General features: G+C 62.3%; 13 protein-coding genes and 2 pseudogenes. 5 read left to right on the plus strand and 10 right to left on the minus strand.

Features of this window, described 5'->3' with window-relative positions:
* Positions 1-156: 156 nt before the first annotated feature.
* Positions 157-612 carry a hypothetical protein gene (locus L1965_RS14780; RefSeq protein ID WP_235757217.1) on the minus strand — a complete coding sequence of 152 codons (456 nt, stop codon included), beginning with the start codon at positions 610-612 and terminating at the stop codon, positions 157-159.
* Positions 613-747: 135 nt separating this feature from the next.
* Between L1965_RS14780 and L1965_RS14785 the strand changes: the two genes are divergently transcribed.
* On the plus strand, positions 748-1,188 hold the full coding sequence (locus L1965_RS14785; RefSeq protein WP_235757218.1) for an acyl-CoA transferase: 441 nt from the start codon (positions 748-750) through the stop codon (positions 1,186-1,188).
* A gap of 29 nt (positions 1,189-1,217) precedes the next feature.
* A pseudogene (locus L1965_RS16135) lies at positions 1,218-1,388 on the plus strand (phage tail tube protein); the annotation flags it as partial.
* 195 nt (positions 1,389-1,583) lie between these two features.
* Here the strand turns inward: L1965_RS16135 and L1965_RS14790 are convergent.
* Together L1965_RS14790 and L1965_RS14795 are read right to left on the minus strand one after the other, a co-directional pair.
* Positions 1,584-2,087, minus strand: a pseudogene (locus tag L1965_RS14790) (phospholipase D-like domain-containing protein); the annotation flags it as partial.
* A 1,008-nt stretch (positions 2,088-3,095) separates the two neighbouring features.
* The gene (locus tag L1965_RS14795) at positions 3,096-4,535 is read right to left on the minus strand and encodes a DUF6880 family protein (protein WP_235757219.1); all 1,440 of its coding nucleotides are present in this window, start codon (positions 4,533-4,535) and stop codon (positions 3,096-3,098) included.
* 219 nt (positions 4,536-4,754) lie between these two features.
* Between L1965_RS14795 and L1965_RS14800 the strand changes: the two genes are divergently transcribed.
* From L1965_RS14800 to L1965_RS14810, 3 genes are all read left to right on the plus strand, one after another.
* On the plus strand, positions 4,755-5,909 hold the full coding sequence (locus tag L1965_RS14800) for a tyrosine-type recombinase/integrase (protein ID WP_235757220.1): 1,155 nt from the start codon (positions 4,755-4,757) through the stop codon (positions 5,907-5,909).
* A gap of 378 nt (positions 5,910-6,287) precedes the next feature.
* Positions 6,288-8,102, plus strand: a complete 1,815-nt coding sequence (locus L1965_RS14805) for a type I restriction-modification system subunit M (protein ID WP_101341271.1) — start codon at positions 6,288-6,290, stop codon at positions 8,100-8,102.
* Entirely contained in the window at positions 8,099-9,574 is a 1,476-nt protein-coding gene (locus tag L1965_RS14810; protein ID WP_235757221.1) for a restriction endonuclease subunit S domain-containing protein, read from the plus strand. The genes L1965_RS14805 and L1965_RS14810 overlap by 4 nt, the downstream gene beginning before the upstream one ends.
* A 411-nt stretch (positions 9,575-9,985) precedes the next feature.
* Here L1965_RS14810 and L1965_RS14815 read toward each other — a convergent pair whose 3' ends face one another.
* From L1965_RS14815 to L1965_RS14845, 7 genes are all read right to left on the minus strand, one after another.
* Positions 9,986-12,043: a DUF262 domain-containing protein gene (locus tag L1965_RS14815; protein WP_235757222.1), complete on the minus strand. Its 2,058-nt coding sequence runs from the start codon at positions 12,041-12,043 to the stop codon at positions 9,986-9,988.
* 189 nt (positions 12,044-12,232) lie between these two features.
* Positions 12,233-12,433: a hypothetical protein gene (locus L1965_RS14820; RefSeq protein WP_101341408.1), complete on the minus strand. Its 201-nt coding sequence runs from the start codon at positions 12,431-12,433 to the stop codon at positions 12,233-12,235.
* A gap of 241 nt (positions 12,434-12,674) precedes the next feature.
* The gene (locus L1965_RS14825) at positions 12,675-12,932 is read right to left on the minus strand and encodes a hypothetical protein (protein ID WP_235757223.1); all 258 of its coding nucleotides are present in this window, start codon (positions 12,930-12,932) and stop codon (positions 12,675-12,677) included.
* Positions 12,929-13,603 (minus strand): YcbK family protein, encoded by a 675-nt coding sequence (locus tag L1965_RS14830; protein WP_235757224.1) that lies wholly within the window; start codon positions 13,601-13,603, stop codon positions 12,929-12,931. The genes L1965_RS14825 and L1965_RS14830 overlap by 4 nt, the downstream gene beginning before the upstream one ends.
* A 73-nt stretch (positions 13,604-13,676) precedes the next feature.
* A complete protein-coding gene (locus L1965_RS14835; protein ID WP_036708271.1) occupies positions 13,677-13,964 on the minus strand; it encodes a DUF6127 family protein in 288 nt (95 codons plus the stop codon).
* A 19-nt stretch (positions 13,965-13,983) separates the two neighbouring features.
* The gene (locus L1965_RS14840) at positions 13,984-15,060 is read right to left on the minus strand and encodes a DUF2793 domain-containing protein (RefSeq protein WP_235757225.1); all 1,077 of its coding nucleotides are present in this window, start codon (positions 15,058-15,060) and stop codon (positions 13,984-13,986) included.
* A gap of 7 nt (positions 15,061-15,067) precedes the next feature.
* Positions 15,068-19,033 (minus strand): baseplate multidomain protein megatron, encoded by a 3,966-nt coding sequence (locus L1965_RS14845; protein WP_235757226.1) that lies wholly within the window; start codon positions 19,031-19,033, stop codon positions 15,068-15,070.
* Positions 19,034-19,039: the final 6 nt, after the last annotated feature.

A 19,039-nucleotide genomic window follows, 5' to 3' on the forward strand; every position in this document is an offset into this window, starting at 1 on the left:
AGGAGATCGACCCCATTCTCAGCATAACTACGAAAGCCGCCTGATCATGACCTCAGGCCATCTGGAAATTTACACCACCTTGACGGACGTGACCCGCTGAAAAGGCAGATGTCATCGCGCGGTTTGGGACCTACAGCTGCTGTTTGTGACACTTCTCTAGTCCTTGATCTTGATCCGAACCTGGCTAAGGGGCCGCTTCAACACGTTGGCCAAAAGCATCCTGTGCGCCTCGATGATCTCGCTTTCCTCCAGCTCGACGGGTTCTTCGTCTATGTCGATCTCGTCGGCCAGTTTCATGGCAGCCCTACCGATCTGGCCACGATTACTCCAGAACTCGAACCTGCTTTCAGCCCCTCGACGACCGACAATGAATCGGCCCAATTGCAGATCATCTAGCAAACGCATGATGTTAATGACTTCGGCTCGGCTGACGATGAGGTCGTCATCGAAGTTCTCGCGTCCCCACCTTGTTGCAGCCTGCTCGGCCTGATCAACGGTGCTGATACTGACATTTCGGGTATAGGTTGACAGCCATCCGAACAGCGCATGCGCCGCAGGATCACTTTCAACCTCCTGTCTCAGCCGCTTAACCACATCCTTGGAGTTCGTCACCTTAAGCTCCTTATGATCGATAAGGCTTATTACGAAGGCCCGCCGAGTCGCGCAAGTCTTTTCTTCTTTATCGCACTTAAGAAGCTTTTGACCGTCATGTACTCCAACACCTGAAACCTTCCTGGAAGCCGCCCAATGCCCACGCAATCCACGGCCGAGCGCCTGCTCGCGTCGCTCCATACCCTATTGTCCGACGCGATGCCGCCGGGAGCCAAGGTGCTGCGCAATGCGATCCTGCCCGAGAAGGTGCCTGCCGCCGGGGTGGTGATCCTGCGCGATGGCGATCCGGGGCCGCCGGAGGTGTGGCTCTCGCCGCCAGGCTACTACTACGAACATCGGGCCGAGATCGAAGTGGTCGTGGATGGCGCACCCGCCGCCCGTGATGCCGCCTTCGACGTCATGCGCCTCGCTATAGGAACGGCCCTGGCCTCCGATCGCACGCTTGGCGGCCTTTGCGACTACATCACGCCAGAGGCGCCGGAACCGGTGCTGCTGGCGATCGACGCCAATGAGGGTCTGAAGGCGGCGGTGATCCCGGTGATCCTCGCCTACGCCACGACCGACCCGCTTCTCTGATCCGATCCCACCCCCGAAAGGACTGACCCATGGCCCGCCAGCCAGGCGCGCGGACGCAAGTCGCGTTCGCCTTCGAATCCGTTTACGGCACTCCGCCCGCCAGCGGCTATCGCCGGATGCCCTTTGCCACGACGACGCTTGGCTCCGAACAGGGTCTTCTGTCGCCGGAACTCCTCGGCTATGGCCGCGACCCCCAGGCACTCGGTCACAAACCCACGCTGCCACGGTTGGAGAGAGAAGCCTTCACGATAGAGAGGTGATTCAATCAATGCAGCTGGGGCGATTTCATCGGGATCTGAGATATCGTCGAAGTCGACTTCTCGCCGATATCCCCGCCGCTTTACCTCCCGAATGATGGCCCGCGGGAGTTCTTTGGCAGCGCGCCAAAGGAAGTCGAACTCGTCTTCGATCCAGGCCACGCCCTCGGGAGACTCGTCTTCCCAAAGGATTTCATAGTGACTTTGCCAGCCGCTTCGGGTTTCGTTCATCGACCCCATGAAGCCCAGCTTCCGGCCGTCAGCCAGCTCGATTACCCCTGCCTTGCCGTGCAGAAAGCCACAAACGTCGTCGGGGGCGACCCGAACGGCCTGTCCGTGCTTCTGCAGAAAGCTATCAAGCAAGCGGTAGCGGTCGCGGTTGAGCAAGGTCTCCGCTTCGAGAGAGTTCTCGTTCCACAAGCCAAGCATCTTCGCCTCGCGGAGCTTTGCGACCCTCAAATCGTCCGGGTGGATATCGACATTGCAGACAATCTTGACCTCAGGGATGCCTTCCAGCATCTCACCGGCCACTTCGAAGAGGGAGCTGGTGAAGTATCCCGCGATCCTCTTATAGCTGCGTGCGCCCTTCAGGTGCTCGACCAACACGGTTTCGAATATGATCCACCGGCGGGATGGGTCCATCCAGAAGATCGGCCAAAATAGCCTCACAAAGAAAGCCAGCGATTGAACTGGCAAGCAGGCAATCAACGTTACGCAAATGGGGGAAGCATTGTGGAGCCGAACACCGGTCAGAGGCGCAAAGCCTACGCATTCCTCTTTGACGGCACGGCGGAAGGATGGCGTTGACGCAGTTGAGCCAGGCGATCCACCAATCTTGCCACCAGGGCCCCGAACGCACGAGGAGTGGTCAAAACTTTGGGACCGCGCGAATGGTGCCGCAATCGATGCTGCGAATGCTCACGTTCCCACTCCTATGTTCTTGACCGGGGTCGGAGCAATTCCTGAGGGAGAGTGCGGAACGGCGCTGGTAAGGGTTTTTGATGCCCGGCGGGGCTTCGCGCGATGGCTAAGGCACGCAGGTATTGGCGACACAGACGGATACGGTGGTGTAGTTGCCGTAAGCCCAATTCAAAGCCAGTCGCTCGAGCGAGCAAGCACTTGGGCAAAAACCGTAGCAGCGATTCTTCAACTCAATGGCGTCGAAGCGGACGTACAGCTGTTCGCGACTTAAGGAAGGCGCAAGGCACATCTAACGCAGAACTGGGGGAGCGTCGCTCCCAAACCTGTCGAACGCGTTCCGGCGCGGTTTTCGCGCGCTCCTGATCCTGCGGGCCTACTATCCCCCTGATTTCGCACGCGGAATTCATCCGTTTGTTGACCTATTGTTGACCCGCGGTTTGGAACGCAAAGAGCCTCCCGCGAGGGAGGCTCTTAAGCTGTTGATCTGTATAGAATTTTTTGGTTGCGGGGGCAGGATTTGAACCTGCGGCCTTCAGGTTATGAGTCGTGTCGAACGAACCATGAACAATCACTCGGAACCGCGAGTTCTTTCGCAGTTTCCGACACTTGCCGGTCTCGGCGAAGCGGCCCCGCTGCGCACGATCTGCCGGGATTGCGCAGCGCTTTTCGGCGTCGTGCTTCCACCATGCTTCCAAATGCCCGAGACCTGATTTTCCGGTAGCACGACCATCAGGCGGCGGTGAGCGACCAGAAGCCGAACTTCCTGCCGTGCTCTTCCTTCAGTCGGCCGACGTAGGCGTCGTGCGTCTCGAACGCGCCGAAGTCCGGGATGTCCCTCGCGAGACGGGCGCAGCTAACCAGATGCTCGGCGGCATAGCGATACCGCTTCGCCCGCGACCTCGTGAGCGTGAAGTCGATCATAGCGCGGAGCACCAGCGTCGCGGCCAGCGGATGACGCTCTGACAATGCCTCCGCTGCGGGGGCGAGATACTCGTAGTGATCCCCGTCGATCTCATCATGCCGGGAAATCAGGAGGTCCGAGGCGCGATCCAGAGCCGGCCAGTCGAAGAAAAACTGCAGGGCGTGGAGAAGGCTTGGACAAGACTTGGCGTGCGCCATCGCCCGCTCCTCGGCCTCGATGTCGTCGAAGTCGGGAAGCCGCTTGAGATAGGCCCGCAGGTAGCTGTCGGAGAGCGTGCGCTCGAAGCAGTCCCACCGGAACGCCTGCGCCTCCTCGCCGCGACCCAGCGCCTCCAGCGTCTGCAGGCGAACGTCCTGCCAGGCCAGCGGAACCCGCAAGCCGTCGCCGAGCTCTGCGCGCTCGAGGAACCCCAGCGCCTCACCCGCCCTGCCGGCCGCGAGCAGACGCTGCGCGATCTCGGCCGCGATCTGCGGCACCTTGCGGGTCTTGGGATCGTACTGGCCGATGAAGCCGTCGACGTCGCCCTGCGCATCGGCGATGTCCTTGAGCGCCATGGCGACCGTGCTGGTGCGCTCACGCGCCCGCATCTCGTGCTCGTAGGTGGTGCCGCCCGGGCCCCAGCCCACCGCCTTCCATTGATCCTTCGGCGGAACCGGCACGGGCGAGCGACCGAGGTCCTCGGCCATCGATTTCAGGGCCGTCAATCCCTCGTCGCCGAGCGCCGGAGCCATGATGCCGATCAGGCCGTCATACTGGCCATAGCCGTTGTCCTGAAGCGCATCGAGAACAGTGCCGGCGAGGGCCTGCGGATCCGGCCGGACCTTCGCGGCGAGTTGACCAAGATCGGCACAGGCCTGGTGGAAGATGCCGATGACGGTGCCGCTGGAGTCGTCGCAGCGTTCGAACACCGGTGTGGCGAGCGCCATGAACCGCCACATGAGCGCCAGCGCCTCGTCCGGATCGGCCGGCGCGATCTGCTCGACGATGGCGCGCCGCTGGGTTTCGAGATCCGTGACGAGCGCCTTGCGGTTCTTCCAGGTGATGAAGCTGCGGGCGCGGGCGATGCTGGTCAGCCGCTTGGTGATCTCCCGCGCCGCCTCCCTCGGGCTCTGGGCCCCGGCCAGCGCGAGCCGCAGCTTGCGCTTGGCCGCCGCGTTCCCGGTGCTGACCTCGATCAGCAGTTCCGCCAGGCGCTCTGCGCCCAGCGCCTCGAGGTTCTTCGCATTAAGGGTGGTCTTCGACGCCATCGGATCGCCAGTTTCTTTTCCCCGAGCCTAACAGCAGCCTGCGGGCACCGAAACCTGCGTTCTGATTCGCGCGGCTCGTCGATTTCCCGCACCATCGCGCCGAAACGCCTTGCGCGGAAACGCGAGGCATTTCCTTTTTCTTCGCGATTTCAATGTGTTCGTTGACTGTCGCCCCGGCTTCAGCACTGTGGAACGGCGAAAGAACCACCGAAGAGTGCCATGCCCAGGATCACCAAACGCCTCGTCGACGCCGCAGAAGCCCGCTCCACCGAATACTTCGTCTGGGACAGTGAGATCCCTGGCTTCGGGCTGCGGGTGCTGCCGAGCGGGCGCAAGGGCTACGTGGTCCAGTATCGCGCGGGACGCCGATCCCGGCGGATCAGCCTCGGGCCCAGCACGGTCCTGACCTGCGAGCAGGCGCGCAACCGCGCCATCTCCATTGTCGCTGCCGCGCGCAATGGCGCGGACCCCGCCGCCGAGCGGGACGCGGGGCGCAAGGCGATCACGGTGAAGGAGCTGGCCGAGCGGTTCGACAAGGAGCACATCGCGATCCGCGTGAAGGCGAGCACGGCCAAGGAGTACCGCCGCAACCTCGAACGCTTCATCCTGCCTGCGCTCGGGCAACTCACGGTCACCGGCACCACTCGGGCGGACGTGGCGAAGTTCCACCACGACCTCCGCCACATCGCCTATCAGGCGAACCGCTGCCTCGAAGTGGTCTCGAAGATGTTCAGCCTCGCCGAGATGTGGGGCCTGCGTCCGGACGGCACCAACCCGAGAAAACACATCCGAAAGTACCCCGAGGAGAAGCGCGAGCGGTTTCTCAGCGCGGCTGAACTGCGCCGGATCGGCGAGGTGCTGCGCGAGATGGAGGCGGAGGGGATCGAACTGCCCTCGGCCATCCTCGCCGCCCGCCTGCTCATACTGACTGGCTGTCGGCTGAACGAGATCATGACGCTGCAATGGGCATACGTCGATCTGGCCGAACGCGTTCTGCGCCTGCCGGATTCCAAGTCCGGCGCCAAGGTCGTCCATCTCGGCCAGCCTGCTGTCGATCTGCTCCGCGACGCCCATCGCATCGACGGGAACCCGTGGGTCATCACCGGCACCCTGCCCGGCAAGCGCCTGAGCGATCTCCAGCCCTTCTGGCAACGCATCCGTGCCCGCGCCGGGGTGAAGGACGTCCGTATCCACGATCTGCGCCACACCTTCGCGTCCACAGCCGTGGCCGCGGGTCAGGGCCTGCCGATGATTGGCAAGCTGCTCGGCCACACGCAAGTCCAGACCACGGCGCGCTACGCCCATCTCGCCGCCGAACCGGTGCGAGTGGCAGCCGACGCGGTGGCGCAGAACCTCAGGCGCCTTCTTCAATAGCGCTTTGGCGAACAGGGACCGTTCATCGGACCCACGTAGGCGGCTCCGGTATCCCCATATGGCCGCGCCGCCGTACACGCGCCATAGAGGACCAGATGCCAGCTTCAGCGTCGACGTGGAAGCGATGAAGGACGCGGTCCACGCCCGCATTCGTCTGCGTCCACGGCGCCCCGCAAGGGCTCATCAGCATAGCGCTCAGGCTGAGCGAAAAGGTGGACGGGATGGCAATGGCCGGCCGAACTGCACCAGAACGGCTCGCCAAGATCGCGAGATCCACGAGGATCAGCCATCACGGTTCAGGCGGCAAGTTCTAGACATCCTTAGGGAAAACACACTAGGAAGTTCAAAAGCCAAGCCCGCAAAGAACGAGGACGACACATGGACGAGCAGCTCGAAGTGCAAGACGTAGTTGAAGCGGGTGAGAAAAAGGAAGGCTACATAAAGGATTTCATTTCAGGAGTCTCAGTTCGAGCAACCCCGGAGGAAGTCCAAGCAGTACAGGTTTTTTCGCGCGTTCTTGTAGACGACTATGGTTATCCAAAGTCGCACATGCGGACTCGACCGCAGTGGCGCGTGAAGGTTCGTCCATCAGACCAAAAGAAAGAGTACCCGGTCGATATTGCCGTCTTCTCAAAGGCTGAGCATGACGATGACAATGTCGAAATCATCGTCGAGTGTAAGAAAAAGAACCGAAAAGACGGGAGATCTCAGCTAGAGGACTACCTTCGTTTTTCCAAGGCTCGCATTGGCGTATGGTTTAATGGTGATGAGCGCCTCTTCCTGAAGAAGACGGAAAAAGCTGGCCGCATACTGTTCGAAGAAATACCCAATATCCCCCGATACGGTCAACGCTTGGAGGATGTTGGGCAATTCGCTCGTAAGGACCTACGACCCGCGACCAATCTGAAAAGTGTTTTCCGTGCGGTGAGAAACTACCTCGCCGCAAACGCGGTCGGCATCACCAGAGACGAAGTATTTGCACAGCAAATCATCAACATTCTATTCTGCAAGATTTACGACGAGCGGTTCACGAAGCCCGATGCTACTGTAACCTTCAGAGCTGGCATAGGTGAGGATGACAGCTCGATCAAGAAGCGAATTGAGCAGCTATTTTCTCATGTGAAAAAGCAATACAACGACGTTATTGAGATATCAGACAGCATTGAGCTCGACGAGCGGAGCCTTGCATATGTCGTTGGTGAAATCCAGATGTACTCTATCATTGAGTCAGAGCGTGATGCGGTTGCTGATGCGTTTGAGGTCTTCATTGGTCCTTCGCTGAAGGGTCCCCAAGGCCAGTTCTTTACTCCCAGAAATGTCGTCAAGATGGTAATCGATATGCTCGACCCATCTGAGAACGACCGGATAATCGATCCAGCATGCGGTAGCGGCGGCTTTCTCGTTGAAGCATTGCGTCATGTTTGGAGGCGCATCGAAGAGCAGGGTAAGGAATTAGATTGGCCTGATACTGAAGTCTTCAGCGCCAAGCAACAGGCAGCGATCAAAAACTTCCGTGGGATGGATAAAGACAACTTCCTGTCGAAAGTTGCGAAGGCATATATGGCGATTCTTGGCGACGGGCGTGGTGGGGTATTCTGCGAGAACTCACTGGAGCGTCCAGCCAACTGGGCGTCACACACTCAAAATGAAGTGAAACTCGGCTCTTTCGACATAGTTGTGACTAACCCGCCTTTCGGCAAGAAGCTTGCTATAGATTCGAACGATATACTGAAGTCGTTCGACCTTGGGCACGAATGGAAGAAGAATTCGTCAGGAGATTTTGAGAAAGGCATTCCGCTTGAGAAGCAGCCTCCGCAAATTCTCTTTATCGAACGTTGTCTTCAGTTACTTCGGCCTGGTGGCAGGCTTGGCATCGTTTTACTCGAGAGCATCTTTGGGATGCCAAAGTACGAATATATCGTCGAGTACATCAACGCTCGCTGCAAAATAAAGGCCATTGTTACCCTGCCAGAAGACCTATTTCAGCCATACACACATGCTAAAACCTGCGTCGTTATACTTGAGAACACACCACCTGAGGAACCGTACGATATCTTTATGTGCGACGTGAAGTGGTGCGGACACGATAGCCGCGGCAATCCCACATATCGAACGAATGACGCAGGAGAACGCATCATCCTCGATGAGGTCCCCTCGGTTGCCCCTCTCTATCACGAAGGCGGCAACGCATGATTTCCTTTTGGATCGCATCCAGCGACATTCGGAAGAATGTCTTCATCCCTAAATACTATGACCCGCGCATTGAGCGTAAGATTAAAGAACTATCCACAACCCATCTCATTCGTGATATCGGCTCGATGGAAGAGGCGGGGCTCCTTTCAGCGTCCACGGGACACGAGATCGGCAAAGAAGCCTACGGCACAGGCAGCATACCGTTTGTTCGAACTTCCGATATTTCGAATTGGGAGGTGAAGACTGTTCCAAAGCAAGGAGTGTCTCAAGAGATATATAAGGCATACGCAGACAAGCAGGATGTTCGTGAAGGCGATGTGCTTTTTGTGCGTGATGGCACCTATCTGATAGGGACTAATTGCTTTGTTACTGGAATCGAGAAGGAGATGCTTTTCCAGTCTCATATTCTGAAGTTTAGGATCAATGATGAATCCGCCCTAAGCCCAGAAATCCTTTTTCTTGCCCTGAACTCACCATTCGTTCAGGCTCAAGTCCGTTCCTTCCAGTTTACCGCAGACATAATCGACACAATTGGACGGCGCTATAGGGAAATTCGGCTTCCAATTATAAAGGAGGAAAGGATTGCGAAGTCCCTCGCCGCGCAAGTCAAGGCCGCGCTCGAAGTGCGGGTCCGCGGCAAGGCGTTCGTGAAGCAGGCACCTGTCCTAATCGAGAGATGCTTGAGCATTGGAAGCATCAAACCTATCACTGACTTTGATAATCTATCAGACGAAGAAATCCGTGAAGCCCTCGTCTCTGACACTGTGACAATGGAATTCGGGGAGTTCGAGGCGACCTTTGTGTCCTCATCGGGTGTAAAAAATAGAATATTTCTTCCGAAATACTATGATCCAGAAATCGACAAAGAGCTGAAGGCGCTCTCCACAACCTGCGATATTTTGAGCATCCAGGAGCTTGTCGATCAAGGACTTCTCGAGATTGAAACTGGCCATGAGGTCGGAAAGCTGGCATATGGCACTGGGGATATCCCATTTTTGCGGACGAGCGACTTCGCGAATTGGGAAGTGAAGCATGACCCGAAGCATTGCGTCAGCGATAAAATCTATGAGGAATACTCCAGCAAACAGAGCCTTAAGCCCCTGGATATCCTGCTGGTTCGCGACGGCACTTATCTTGTTGGGTCATCGACAATCATTCAGCCAGGCGATGAGAAGTCGTTGTTTTGTGGCGGGCTGTACCGGATTCGCAGCCTCGCACCCGACAGGGTGGACCCTTATCTGCTACTCGGCGTTCTCAATTCGTATATTGTCAAACGGCAGTTTCGCTCGCGTCAGTTTACACGAGACGTCATCGACACTCTTGGCCGAAGACTATTCGAAGTTCGTGTTCCTTGGCCGAAGGACGAGACTTTTCGAGAAGAGCTCTCGGCGAGAATTCGTTCAGTGGTGGAACAACGCAACAAGGCGAGAGACCTGATCAAGCAGCTTGCCGCCGATTATGCTCCACGTTGAGTTCCAAACATTCCCACTACCTTTAGGGTCCGTTTCGAGCGATTCTGTCACCCATGCGGACCTTCCTCCATCGCCTTCTCGGCCTCGCGCGGGCTGGTGGCTTCGACGCTACAGTTGGCGGGCGGCGTTGGGAGGGGGCGCGAGGCCAAACGCGGCGATCCTCGCAGCGCGAACACGGCTCGGGCTGGCCGATGCGCGATCAACGTGTTCACCATTGCACTGCGCCGCCGCAAGGACCGCGCCGACGGCCTCCTGCGTCAGCTGCGCTACAAGTGTGCAGTGCTTTATGACCAGTTGCGCCATAGGTGCAAGCGCGGCGCGAGCTGGAGCGAACCTATGCCGAGGGTCCCGGTATCGGGGACGTGAGGGAGCGGCCGGTGTTGGGTGGCGCCGAGGGCCCAAGGGTCTGAGTTAGGCAAATTTCACAAAGAGCTCCTCCTCGAGGCCAAGTTCGGATAGCGCCAGCTTCAGCCGGTCGAACTTTCCCTTATTGTCGATGTTCCCCTCGATGAAGTATCCGTCCGCAACCTGAATGGCCTGCCGGAGAAAACCGGGGTCTGGGCTCAGCTGGACGCGCTCGCCCAGCCTCGTATCATGGAACGCCTCGGGCTGGAGCACTAGGAGCTGCTCGAACACCTCGGCATACAGCCTTGCAACCTGGGTCACCTCCAAGCGGCTGCCGAAGAACACGGCGTACTCTAGCCGCTTGTGGCGCGGCTCCTCGGCGTCGAAAATGTTTACTTCGTCGGTGTCGGCATCGGCCGCCACGCCAACGCTAGGTGCTGGCCAGACCTCCAGGAAGCGCTTGGCGATACGTTCGGCGCGCGCCTCAACCTGCTCCACTCCCCACCGCTCAAGGCCCTGCAGGTCGCGGTTCAGCCAGAGGCGACTGAACCGATACCCCTGCTCGCCCCCGTTTTCATTCATGTCCCGCTTGTCGAGGAAGGTCTTGTTCCCGAGACGCCCATTGTTTCCGGACAAGGTGAGGTTGCCCACCGTGTTCAGGTATTTCTCGCCCAGCAAGGCATACTCGTCGGGGGCGAGCGCACTGCGCCAGCCGGCTTCAGGATTCTGCGGGAAGATATGTTCGACCGTGATGCCCGGCATTGTGACATCGACAGGCTCGCGGTTGTTGTGGTTCTCGAGCCGGTCGAAGAAGTATGTGCGGGTGCGGCTCTTGGTGCTGTACAAGTCCTTGTCCTTCAGCATCGCGAGGACTTCAGCATCGCGCGGGAAGCGTTGGGTGCCGCTGCGCTGCATTAGGGATCCCTCGATCGAGGCGAGGTAGTCCCCTTGGTCGACACGGTCGTACAGGCTCATGAAGATCTTGTTCAGCGCGTTCGTTGGCAGACCCAGGATGAATCGGCGCCACACGTAGCTTTGCACCAAGCGCAGGACCGAGGCGAACTCATCGCGCGAAATGACCCCGGCTACGAAGTCTCGGTAGACGGGCATCAGGAACGGATACGCGACGTTAATTTCCAGCGTCCGGATATAGTTCAGCTCGCAGCTGATCACGGTGTCCTTCTCGAGCTGCGGGTTCAGGAGTCGCGCATAGACGTTCGAGAGCTCACGCAGTTCATCCAGTGCTTCCATCAGGTCCGATGAGTTCGGGAGGGGATAGCGTTCCTTGAACTTCTCGTAGACCGCCCCTTTGTTTGGGATGTCCTTCTGCTTCAGCGTAAGGAAATCACGGATAAAGTCCGAAACTCGGCTGTCGTTGACGTCCAAGTTCCGCGCATTGGCCTCGATCGGTTCCCAGAAATTCCGGAATACCCGCTCCTGCTCCTTTCTCGGCAACCCCATCAGGATGTAGTTGCGGATCAGATCGGCTTGGGAAAGTTCCAGACCTGTCGAGTTCAGGCTCTCGAAGATGCGCTGGGGGTTGTCCTTGCCGCGCTCAAGCGCGATGTCGACGAAGATCAGCTTGATCAGCCCCTTTTGGACAATGTCGAAATTGGCTTCATCGATGCGACCCTCAAAGAAGCGAAAATTCTCGACCAGCCGCGAATATCCACTGACCTTCACGGCCTCTTTCGGGTCCATGATCTGAGCGAGTGCGACCTTGTTGTTATCAGTTGGCTTCAACTTCAGCTTCTCGGCATCCTCGGCGAACTCGTTGATCAGGAACGTCTTGTAGATGCGCTGGGCCTGCTGCTCCCTTCCGGCGGCGATTGCATGACGATACAGGGCGATGAAGATCAGGGTCAGCGTGGTCAGCCGCTGCTGCCCGTCGATGATCGTCAGCTCCCTGAGACCTGAGACTGCGTAGACATCATCATGCACGTACACGATGCTGCCTATGAAGTGCCCAGACAGGCCTTCGTCCGCGCCGACGGTGAGGATGTCATTGAACAGCTGCTGGCACTGAACCCGCGTCCAGTCATAGTTGCGCTGGTACACAGGGATGGCGAATGCCGTCTCGCTGCTGGCCAGAAAGCGGTCGACGCGGGTCTCGGCAGCCTTCATGCAAGGTCTCCAAATTGCTCGTGATTATCCGTAACTACGTCAGACGCCCGGTCATGTCATCAGACTTGACCTTCTCGACGCTTCGCCCAAAGCCATTCGATACGTCCCGAAGAACTATGCGATCAGTTGGATCAACTCTCAGTTCCGCGCCTGCGGCTAAGGCGAGTGGCTTGCAAGATCTGGTTGTGGTTACTCGACCTCGAACCAGCGCATGACAGTCTGCAGCAGATGATCGTAATCTCCCGCCATAGCTTCTGCCATGAAGGCGGCGATTTCGCATTCGGAGAGACCGGCTTCTCGTGCAGCCTGGCTGCAGCGCCCAAGGACCACAAAGGCGTTGCCGTCGTGGCCAGTGAGGGTGACGGTGATGTCTGGGTGTTTCGGCGTCATGGCATTGGATCCTCAGGGCAGTCACAGCAACAACAGGCGTGACCAACGCGTCTAGTCCACTTAAATCTCAATGGGTTATTGGTATTGAAGACAGGCGCGCGCCTGGTCCCGCATGACGGCGTAGTCAGCGAGCCAGCCGCCGATTTGTGCGTCCTCCGGTAGCGAGGCCAACTCCTTCGCCACGCGCGCCTGTTCGGCACGGGTGTACTCGACCACCGGCGGGCAATTGCCAGAGGGAGATTTAGAACCGTCCGTCGCGCAGCCGCTCAGCAAGCTCGTTGCGATCGCGAGGACGGCGAGCCGCCGCTTCCAGCATCTGGCGTTGCACGTCATTGGCCTTCTCCGTAGTTGCAAGGCGCTCGGCGAGGCGTCCCGCTCGCTCCCCGGAGCGGCGCAAGGCGAGCAGGAACAGGAGGATCGCGAGGGCGGTGACGCCGTAGCGAAGCGCCGCGCGCGCCCATGCCGATCCGGCGAGCGTGGTGAGGAGCCCAGAGATCACCGCCGCCCCCGGCGCCAGTCGTCGAGCCGCGCGTAGATCGTGACCGCGATGCCGCCGAGCGCCACGGCGATGAACACCCAGCGCAACGTATCGAGGTACGGCACGAGCGGCAGGATGGCGCTCTGGGTCTCGGTCAGGACGCTCTGCGCCACCTCGATCGCGGCTGCGCCCAGCGTCGCCGCTCCGGCAGCGCCGCCGCCCTTCATGGTGCGGCTTTCGGCCAGCACTTCGCGGGCGGGCGGCGTCTCGGCTGCGAATGCCGTCGCCCGGACCGGGAACCGCTCGCCCCACTGCCGCGCGGGCCCAAGGTCGACATGGATGAAGCCCGAGCGCGGATAGAAGCCGAAGCCGAGGAACCCGACCTCCCGCGCCGCCGCCTCGAAGGCCAACGGGTCGTGGTTCGCCATGCCGATGTCGAAGGCGGCGCCGTCGAGATGCTTCGACCGCGTGGCACCGCCGACGGCGCGGTTGTGCTCGGGGCTGCGATAGGCCGAGCGGACGATCAGCGGCTTGCCCAGCCGGTCACGTAGCGCCTGCAGCTTGTCGAGCGCGGGTTCGTTGATCAGCAGCTTGCCGGTGCCCCGGCAGGCGATTTCGGCCGGGCTGAAATTCGGCCAGCGCCAGGTGCTCTCAGGCAAGTCGCGCCAGTGGTCGTAGAATGTGGTAGTCATGAGGTTCCTCCGAAACGAAAAACCCGCCTTCAAGGCGGGTCATTGCGGGCTGATGAATGGGGATGGGGCGCGACTACGGGCTGCCGCCGAAGATCTTCAGCTTGATCGCGATGCCCGCGAGCAGCGCGAGCATGACGCCGGTGGTGATCATGCGGACGGCCGTCTGCATCGCGGTGCGGCGCACCAGCCGGATGCAGTCTACCAGGGAGCGCAGATCGCGGATGTCGAGCGCGGCCTCGTCGCCGTCGAGGCCGACATCGGCAAGCGCGCGCTTCGCGCCTTCCTCGGCGGCCCGGGTCAGGATCGCCTCGAACTCGGCGTCGGGCATGCGCACGAAGCCCTCGGATCGGGGTGGGTTCATAGGATCCTCCTTCCGCCGCTCAGCCGACCTTGCAGCCCCAGAAGGACGTGTGATCGGCGGCGAAGTAGCCGTCCGCAACCCGGAAATACCCCTGCAGCTCGATGGTATCGCCCGCGGTGAGCGGCACCAGGGTCTGCAGCCAGATCGCGGTGGCGAGCGAGACGTGGGTGGCGGAGATTTCGCCGAAGGAGCCGCGGATTTCGGTGGTGCCGTTCAGGACGAGCCGCCCGCGCATGCGGGCCGTGGCGCTGGCATTGATCTTGTAGAGCAGCGTCGCGCCAAAGAGGTAGGTGCCGTCCACGGGCGCCACGAAATGGTTGTTCGCGGCGTCGAAGGCGCCCTGATCGTTGGTGTCGGTGTTGTTGAGGCCGATCTTCGTCCAGGTCCCGACGCCGACGTAGTTGTCGTAGTTGGTGTACGCCTTGAAGCGCGGCAGCCGAGGCTGGTCGACGATGCCGGTGGCGTTGTCAACGCTGAGCCCGTCGAAGAAGGTGCTGCCGTCGGAGGAGACCGCGAGCCGGAGGCGGTCGGAGCCGAACAGCCCCACCAGCGCCTTGGTCACGAAGCCGGTCTGCAGCGTCAGGCCGAGATCGTCGCCCGCGGCCTCCTTGTTCATGGTGTAGAACAGATCGCCGGTGCCACCCTCGGCCACGGTCTTCGCCATCCAGAGCGCGGCATTCAGCTTGGCGGAGAATGGGTTCGAGGCGTCCGCCGTCGTGCCGAGCCCCAGCAGCGCAAGGTTCTGCAGCGCGTCCGGCGTGGTCCCGACCCAGCCTGCGCCGTCGTAGACCAGCAGCAGTCCTTCGTCCTCAATCCAGGCCCGCCAGCCGCTCCGTGGCGGCAGGCGCAGCCAGGTGCCATCGGTCCAGAGCGCGATGTTCAGGTCCCAGCCTGCCCAGTCGCCCGTCGCGCCGGAGGCGACGATGTAGCGGTCGCCATCGGCGGGGCTGCCGGGCGGCGTGGCCAGATCCCGGTCGAGCACCGAGAGCTGCACGAGCCCGTCGAGGATCCGCAGCGCCTCGTTATGGGCGACGTGCTTCTGGGCCTGCGCCGCGAGGATGTAGGGCAGCAGGAGATGGGTCGTGGCGTCGGACATGGGGTTCTCAGAATGTGAGCGTGACGGTTTTCGGCGCACCCCGCGCGACGAGGGCGGAGAGCTGGAAGATGCGGATGTCGAGCGTGTCGCCGGGGCCGAGCAGCGCGCCCCAGTCGGCGGTCTGGTCGGCGCTGCTGTAGACCGCGCTGGACGTGGTCGTGCTGAGCACCCGCTTCACGGTGGCGCCGTCGAGGATCTCCACCTCATAGGCTTCCAGTTCCTCGGCCAGCGGCACCTCAAGCCCGCCCCAGCTGTCCGCCGCGAGTGCGCGCGACCGGCGCGTCCAGCGGATGGTGAGATCGCCGGGCGCGCGCGGTGTGCGCCACGGCTGCTCCACATGAGCGACCGAGAATGGCCGCAGCCCCGCGCCCGCGGGCGTGAAGGCCTGCGCGAGATAGGTCTCGTCGCTGACCGGGCGGCTGGCCGGGCCGATGCGCCAGTTCCACGGGATGCCGAGATCGGCCTCTGCGATCGGCAGGGACGCGAGCGCGGTGTCCAGGACCACGACCCGCGCGCCAGCAGGCGCCGGGTTGCCCATGGCGCTTTCAGTGCCGCGCTGGCCGCGCAGCAAGCGGGTCAGCCGATACCGTCCGGGCGCCAGCAGTTCGGCCGCGCCCGCCTGCACGATCTCCCAGACCCCCGGCGCGGTTTCCACCGCCAGTGCGTTCGCGCCGCCGAACAGGGTCAGGTCCGTTACGCTTTCCAGCGTGCCCGTCAGCAGATCGACCACCAGCGCATTGCCGAGGTCGAAGCGCGAGGTGGGGCCCGCGTAGAGATCCGAGACCAGCATCCCGATCCGGGCGCGGCTGCCGAAGGTCGTCAGCAGCTCGAAGCCATCGGTCGAAGGGCTGCGGAACACCGCCATCTCGCCGGGCCAGGGAACGGCGTGCGCGGCGATGAGCGGCCGATGCGCGGGCTGGTCCTCGGTCAGCTGCGGCAGGTCCATCAGCATCGCATCCGGCGCACCGAACACCACGACCCGCGTCAGCGACGCCGCGCGGGGATCGCCGGGCGGCAGATCGTAGCTCGCCCTGTCCTGGCGGACCGCCTCGATGCCGCGCGCCTCGGCGTCGGCGATGGAGACGAGCCGGAGGTCAAGCAGCCGCCCGTCATGCTCCAGCCGGATCGCGTCGGCCGGATCGAGCGCGAGCCGCGACGGCGGCAGACGGAACGCCGCCGTCTCGCGGCCCACCCACGCCTCCATCAGCGCACGACGGCAGCGACGTTCAGCCTCCTCGGGCGGCACCGCCATGGGGAAGGACTCGGACGCGATCCGGGTCGTGTCGACGGTGATGCGCCGCGCCTCGACGAGGGCCGCGTCGTAGTCCTCGTCGGCGCGCGCGATCTGCCATTTCAGAGCCTGCGGCAGTTCGGTCTCCTGGCCGCGCGTCAGTTCCAGCAGGTCGCCTTCGCGGGCGGCCACCAGATCGTCGGGCGCAAGGGTGGCGACGGAGGCCCGCCCGCGCATGACGAAGCGGATCACGCCCTCGGTCTCCACCGCATCGAAGCCGAAATGCCGCGCGAGCGTGGTGATCGAGGCGCGCGGGCTTTCAAGCGCGGTGATGGCGTAGCCCTCGACCGCGCCCCAGAGGCCGGTGACGTCGATCCGGGACTCGGGCAGCCCTGCACGCAGACAGAGGTGCCGCACCAGGGCCGCAAGCGACACCGCGCCGAGCCTCCCCGTCAGCCAGTGGCCGAGCCGCCAGTTCGCGCCGTCCGTCCAGACGTCGGTCAGCGCCGGAAAGAATGGGTACGGCCGCGCGTCCCAGGTCCAGGCGGCGCATTCGGGGACGTGCACCATCCGGCCGCCGTAGACCGAGGACACCGGGTTGTTCGCCGGCGTGCCCCACCAGAGATAGGTCGCCTCGAGATAGGCCCGCTGGATGGCATCATCCCGCCAGCCCCGCGAGAAATGCGGCGTGAAACTCTCCGACGACTTCGGATCGAAGAAGACGTTCGGCTGGTTGGTGCCCCGGTCGATGGCCGGGCAGCCCAGCTCGGTGAACCAGATCGGCTTGGACTGCGGCACCCATGCCGTCGGCGTGCCGCTCTCCACCCCACCCGAGCGATTATAGTGCGGGTTCGCCCACCAGGCGCGCAGATCCTTGTAGCGGAAGACCCACGGCTTGCTGGCGGCGCCGTCCGTGATCGGCGTGCGCACTTGCACCGACCGGTCCGCCGCACTGGCATAGAACCAGTCGAAACCTTCGCCGCCCGCGATGTTCCCCTGCAGGTAGGCGCGGTCGTAGATCGCGGGCCAGCCCTCGGCCGCGTCGAGATGCTCGAAGCCGTCCCGCCAGTCGGAGAGCGGCATGTAATTGTCGATCCCGACGAAATCGATCTCCGGATCGGCCCACAGCGGATCGAGATGAAAGAACACGTCGCCGCTGCCATCGCCCGGCTGGTGCCCGAAATACTCCGACCAGTCGGCGGCATAGCCGATCTTCGTCCCGGCCCCGAGGATCGAGCGCACATCCGCGAGCAGGTCCCGGTAGGCCTGCACCGCCGGATAGGTGTTGGCGCCCGAGCGGATCGTCGTCAGCCCCGGCATCTCGGTGCCGATGAGGAAGGCGTCCACCCCGCCCGCCGCCGCACAGAGATGGGCGTAGTGCAGCACCATGCGGCGCAGGCCCCAGTCGCCCGAAGGCCCGGTCCAAGAAACCGACTGACCCGAGACGCTGAAGCTCGCGGGCGTGGCCGCGCCGAACAGCGCCGCGACCTGGCTTGCGGCCGTGGCGGTCTTGTCCACGGTCCCGGCGAAACCGGCGGCCGGAGAACAGGTGATCCGCCCCCGCCATGGGAACGCGGGCTGGCCGGTCTCGGCGGCGTTGTCGGAATACGGGTTCGGCAGGCTATTGCCGGGCGGCACGTCCATCAGGATGAAGGGATAGAAGGTCACCCGCAGCCCGCGCGCCTTCATCTCCTGGATCGCCTGTGCGACGGCGAAGTCGGAGGGCGTGCCACCATAGACGGGCCGATCCTGATCGTCGCGGCTGACGAGGAAGGCGCTGGCGCGGCTGACGCCATTCACCGACCAGCTGGCGGGCGTAGTCGACTTGGCCGAGACCTCGACGCCCGGACGCACCTTGCAGGATCCCGCGCGCAGGTCGTCGCCGAACCACGCCACGACGAGGCTGACGCTCTCGACCGCAGGCGCCATGGCCTGAAGGCGGTCCAGCGCCTCCACCATGTCGGTGGAGTCGGCGAGCGCATTCAGGTTCTCGGGCACCGTCGCGCCGCCATCGGTCTTGCGGATCGCCTGCGTCGCGTAGGTGAACTCGCCCGAGGCCGGGATCACGGTGACCGCGCGGGTCAGCCCTTCGGCGGTGTCGGGATCCGCAAGCGGCCGGAACACCTCGAAGGAGAGTTGCGGCAGGCGGTTGCCGAAGGTCGAGAGCGCCAGTTCCTCGAAGACCACATAGGCGGTGCCGCGATAGGCGGGCGTGCTCGCCGCGCCGATCCTCGCGGCGATGAACGGATCGGCCGTCTGCGCCTCGTCGCCGGGATACCAGCGCCAGGTGACGCCGGAGAGGTCCATCGGCTTGCCGTCAGCCCAGATGCGGCCGATGCCGGTGATCGGGCCTTCGCAGAGCGCCACGGCGAAACTGGCATAGTAGAGATACTCGGTCGTCTTGACCTTGCCGCCCCCGCCGCCCTTGCCGCCGCCCTGCGTGGTTGTCTTCGTCTCCTCGCGAAAATCCGTCGCCCAGATGATGTTGCCGCCCATCCGCATGCGCCCGTAGAGCCGCGGGATCACCGCGCCCTCGGTGGCCGAGGTGATGCGCAGCGTGTCGAGCCGCGCGCCCTCGATGCGCTGCGTCGGCGCCAGCGACGAGATGATCCAGCTGTCGACCACCGAGCCGATGGTGGAGCCGATGAAGCCACCGATGGTCACCGCACTGACGCCAAGGATCGCGCCGCCGATGCTGCCGCCAATGGCGGCGCCGGCCGCGCCGAGAACGAGGGTGGCCATGTCGGG

Origin of the sequence: Paracoccus salsus, from assembly GCF_021556615.1 — a bacterium.
In the GTDB taxonomy this organism is placed as follows: domain Bacteria; phylum Pseudomonadota; class Alphaproteobacteria; order Rhodobacterales; family Rhodobacteraceae; genus Paracoccus; species Paracoccus salsus.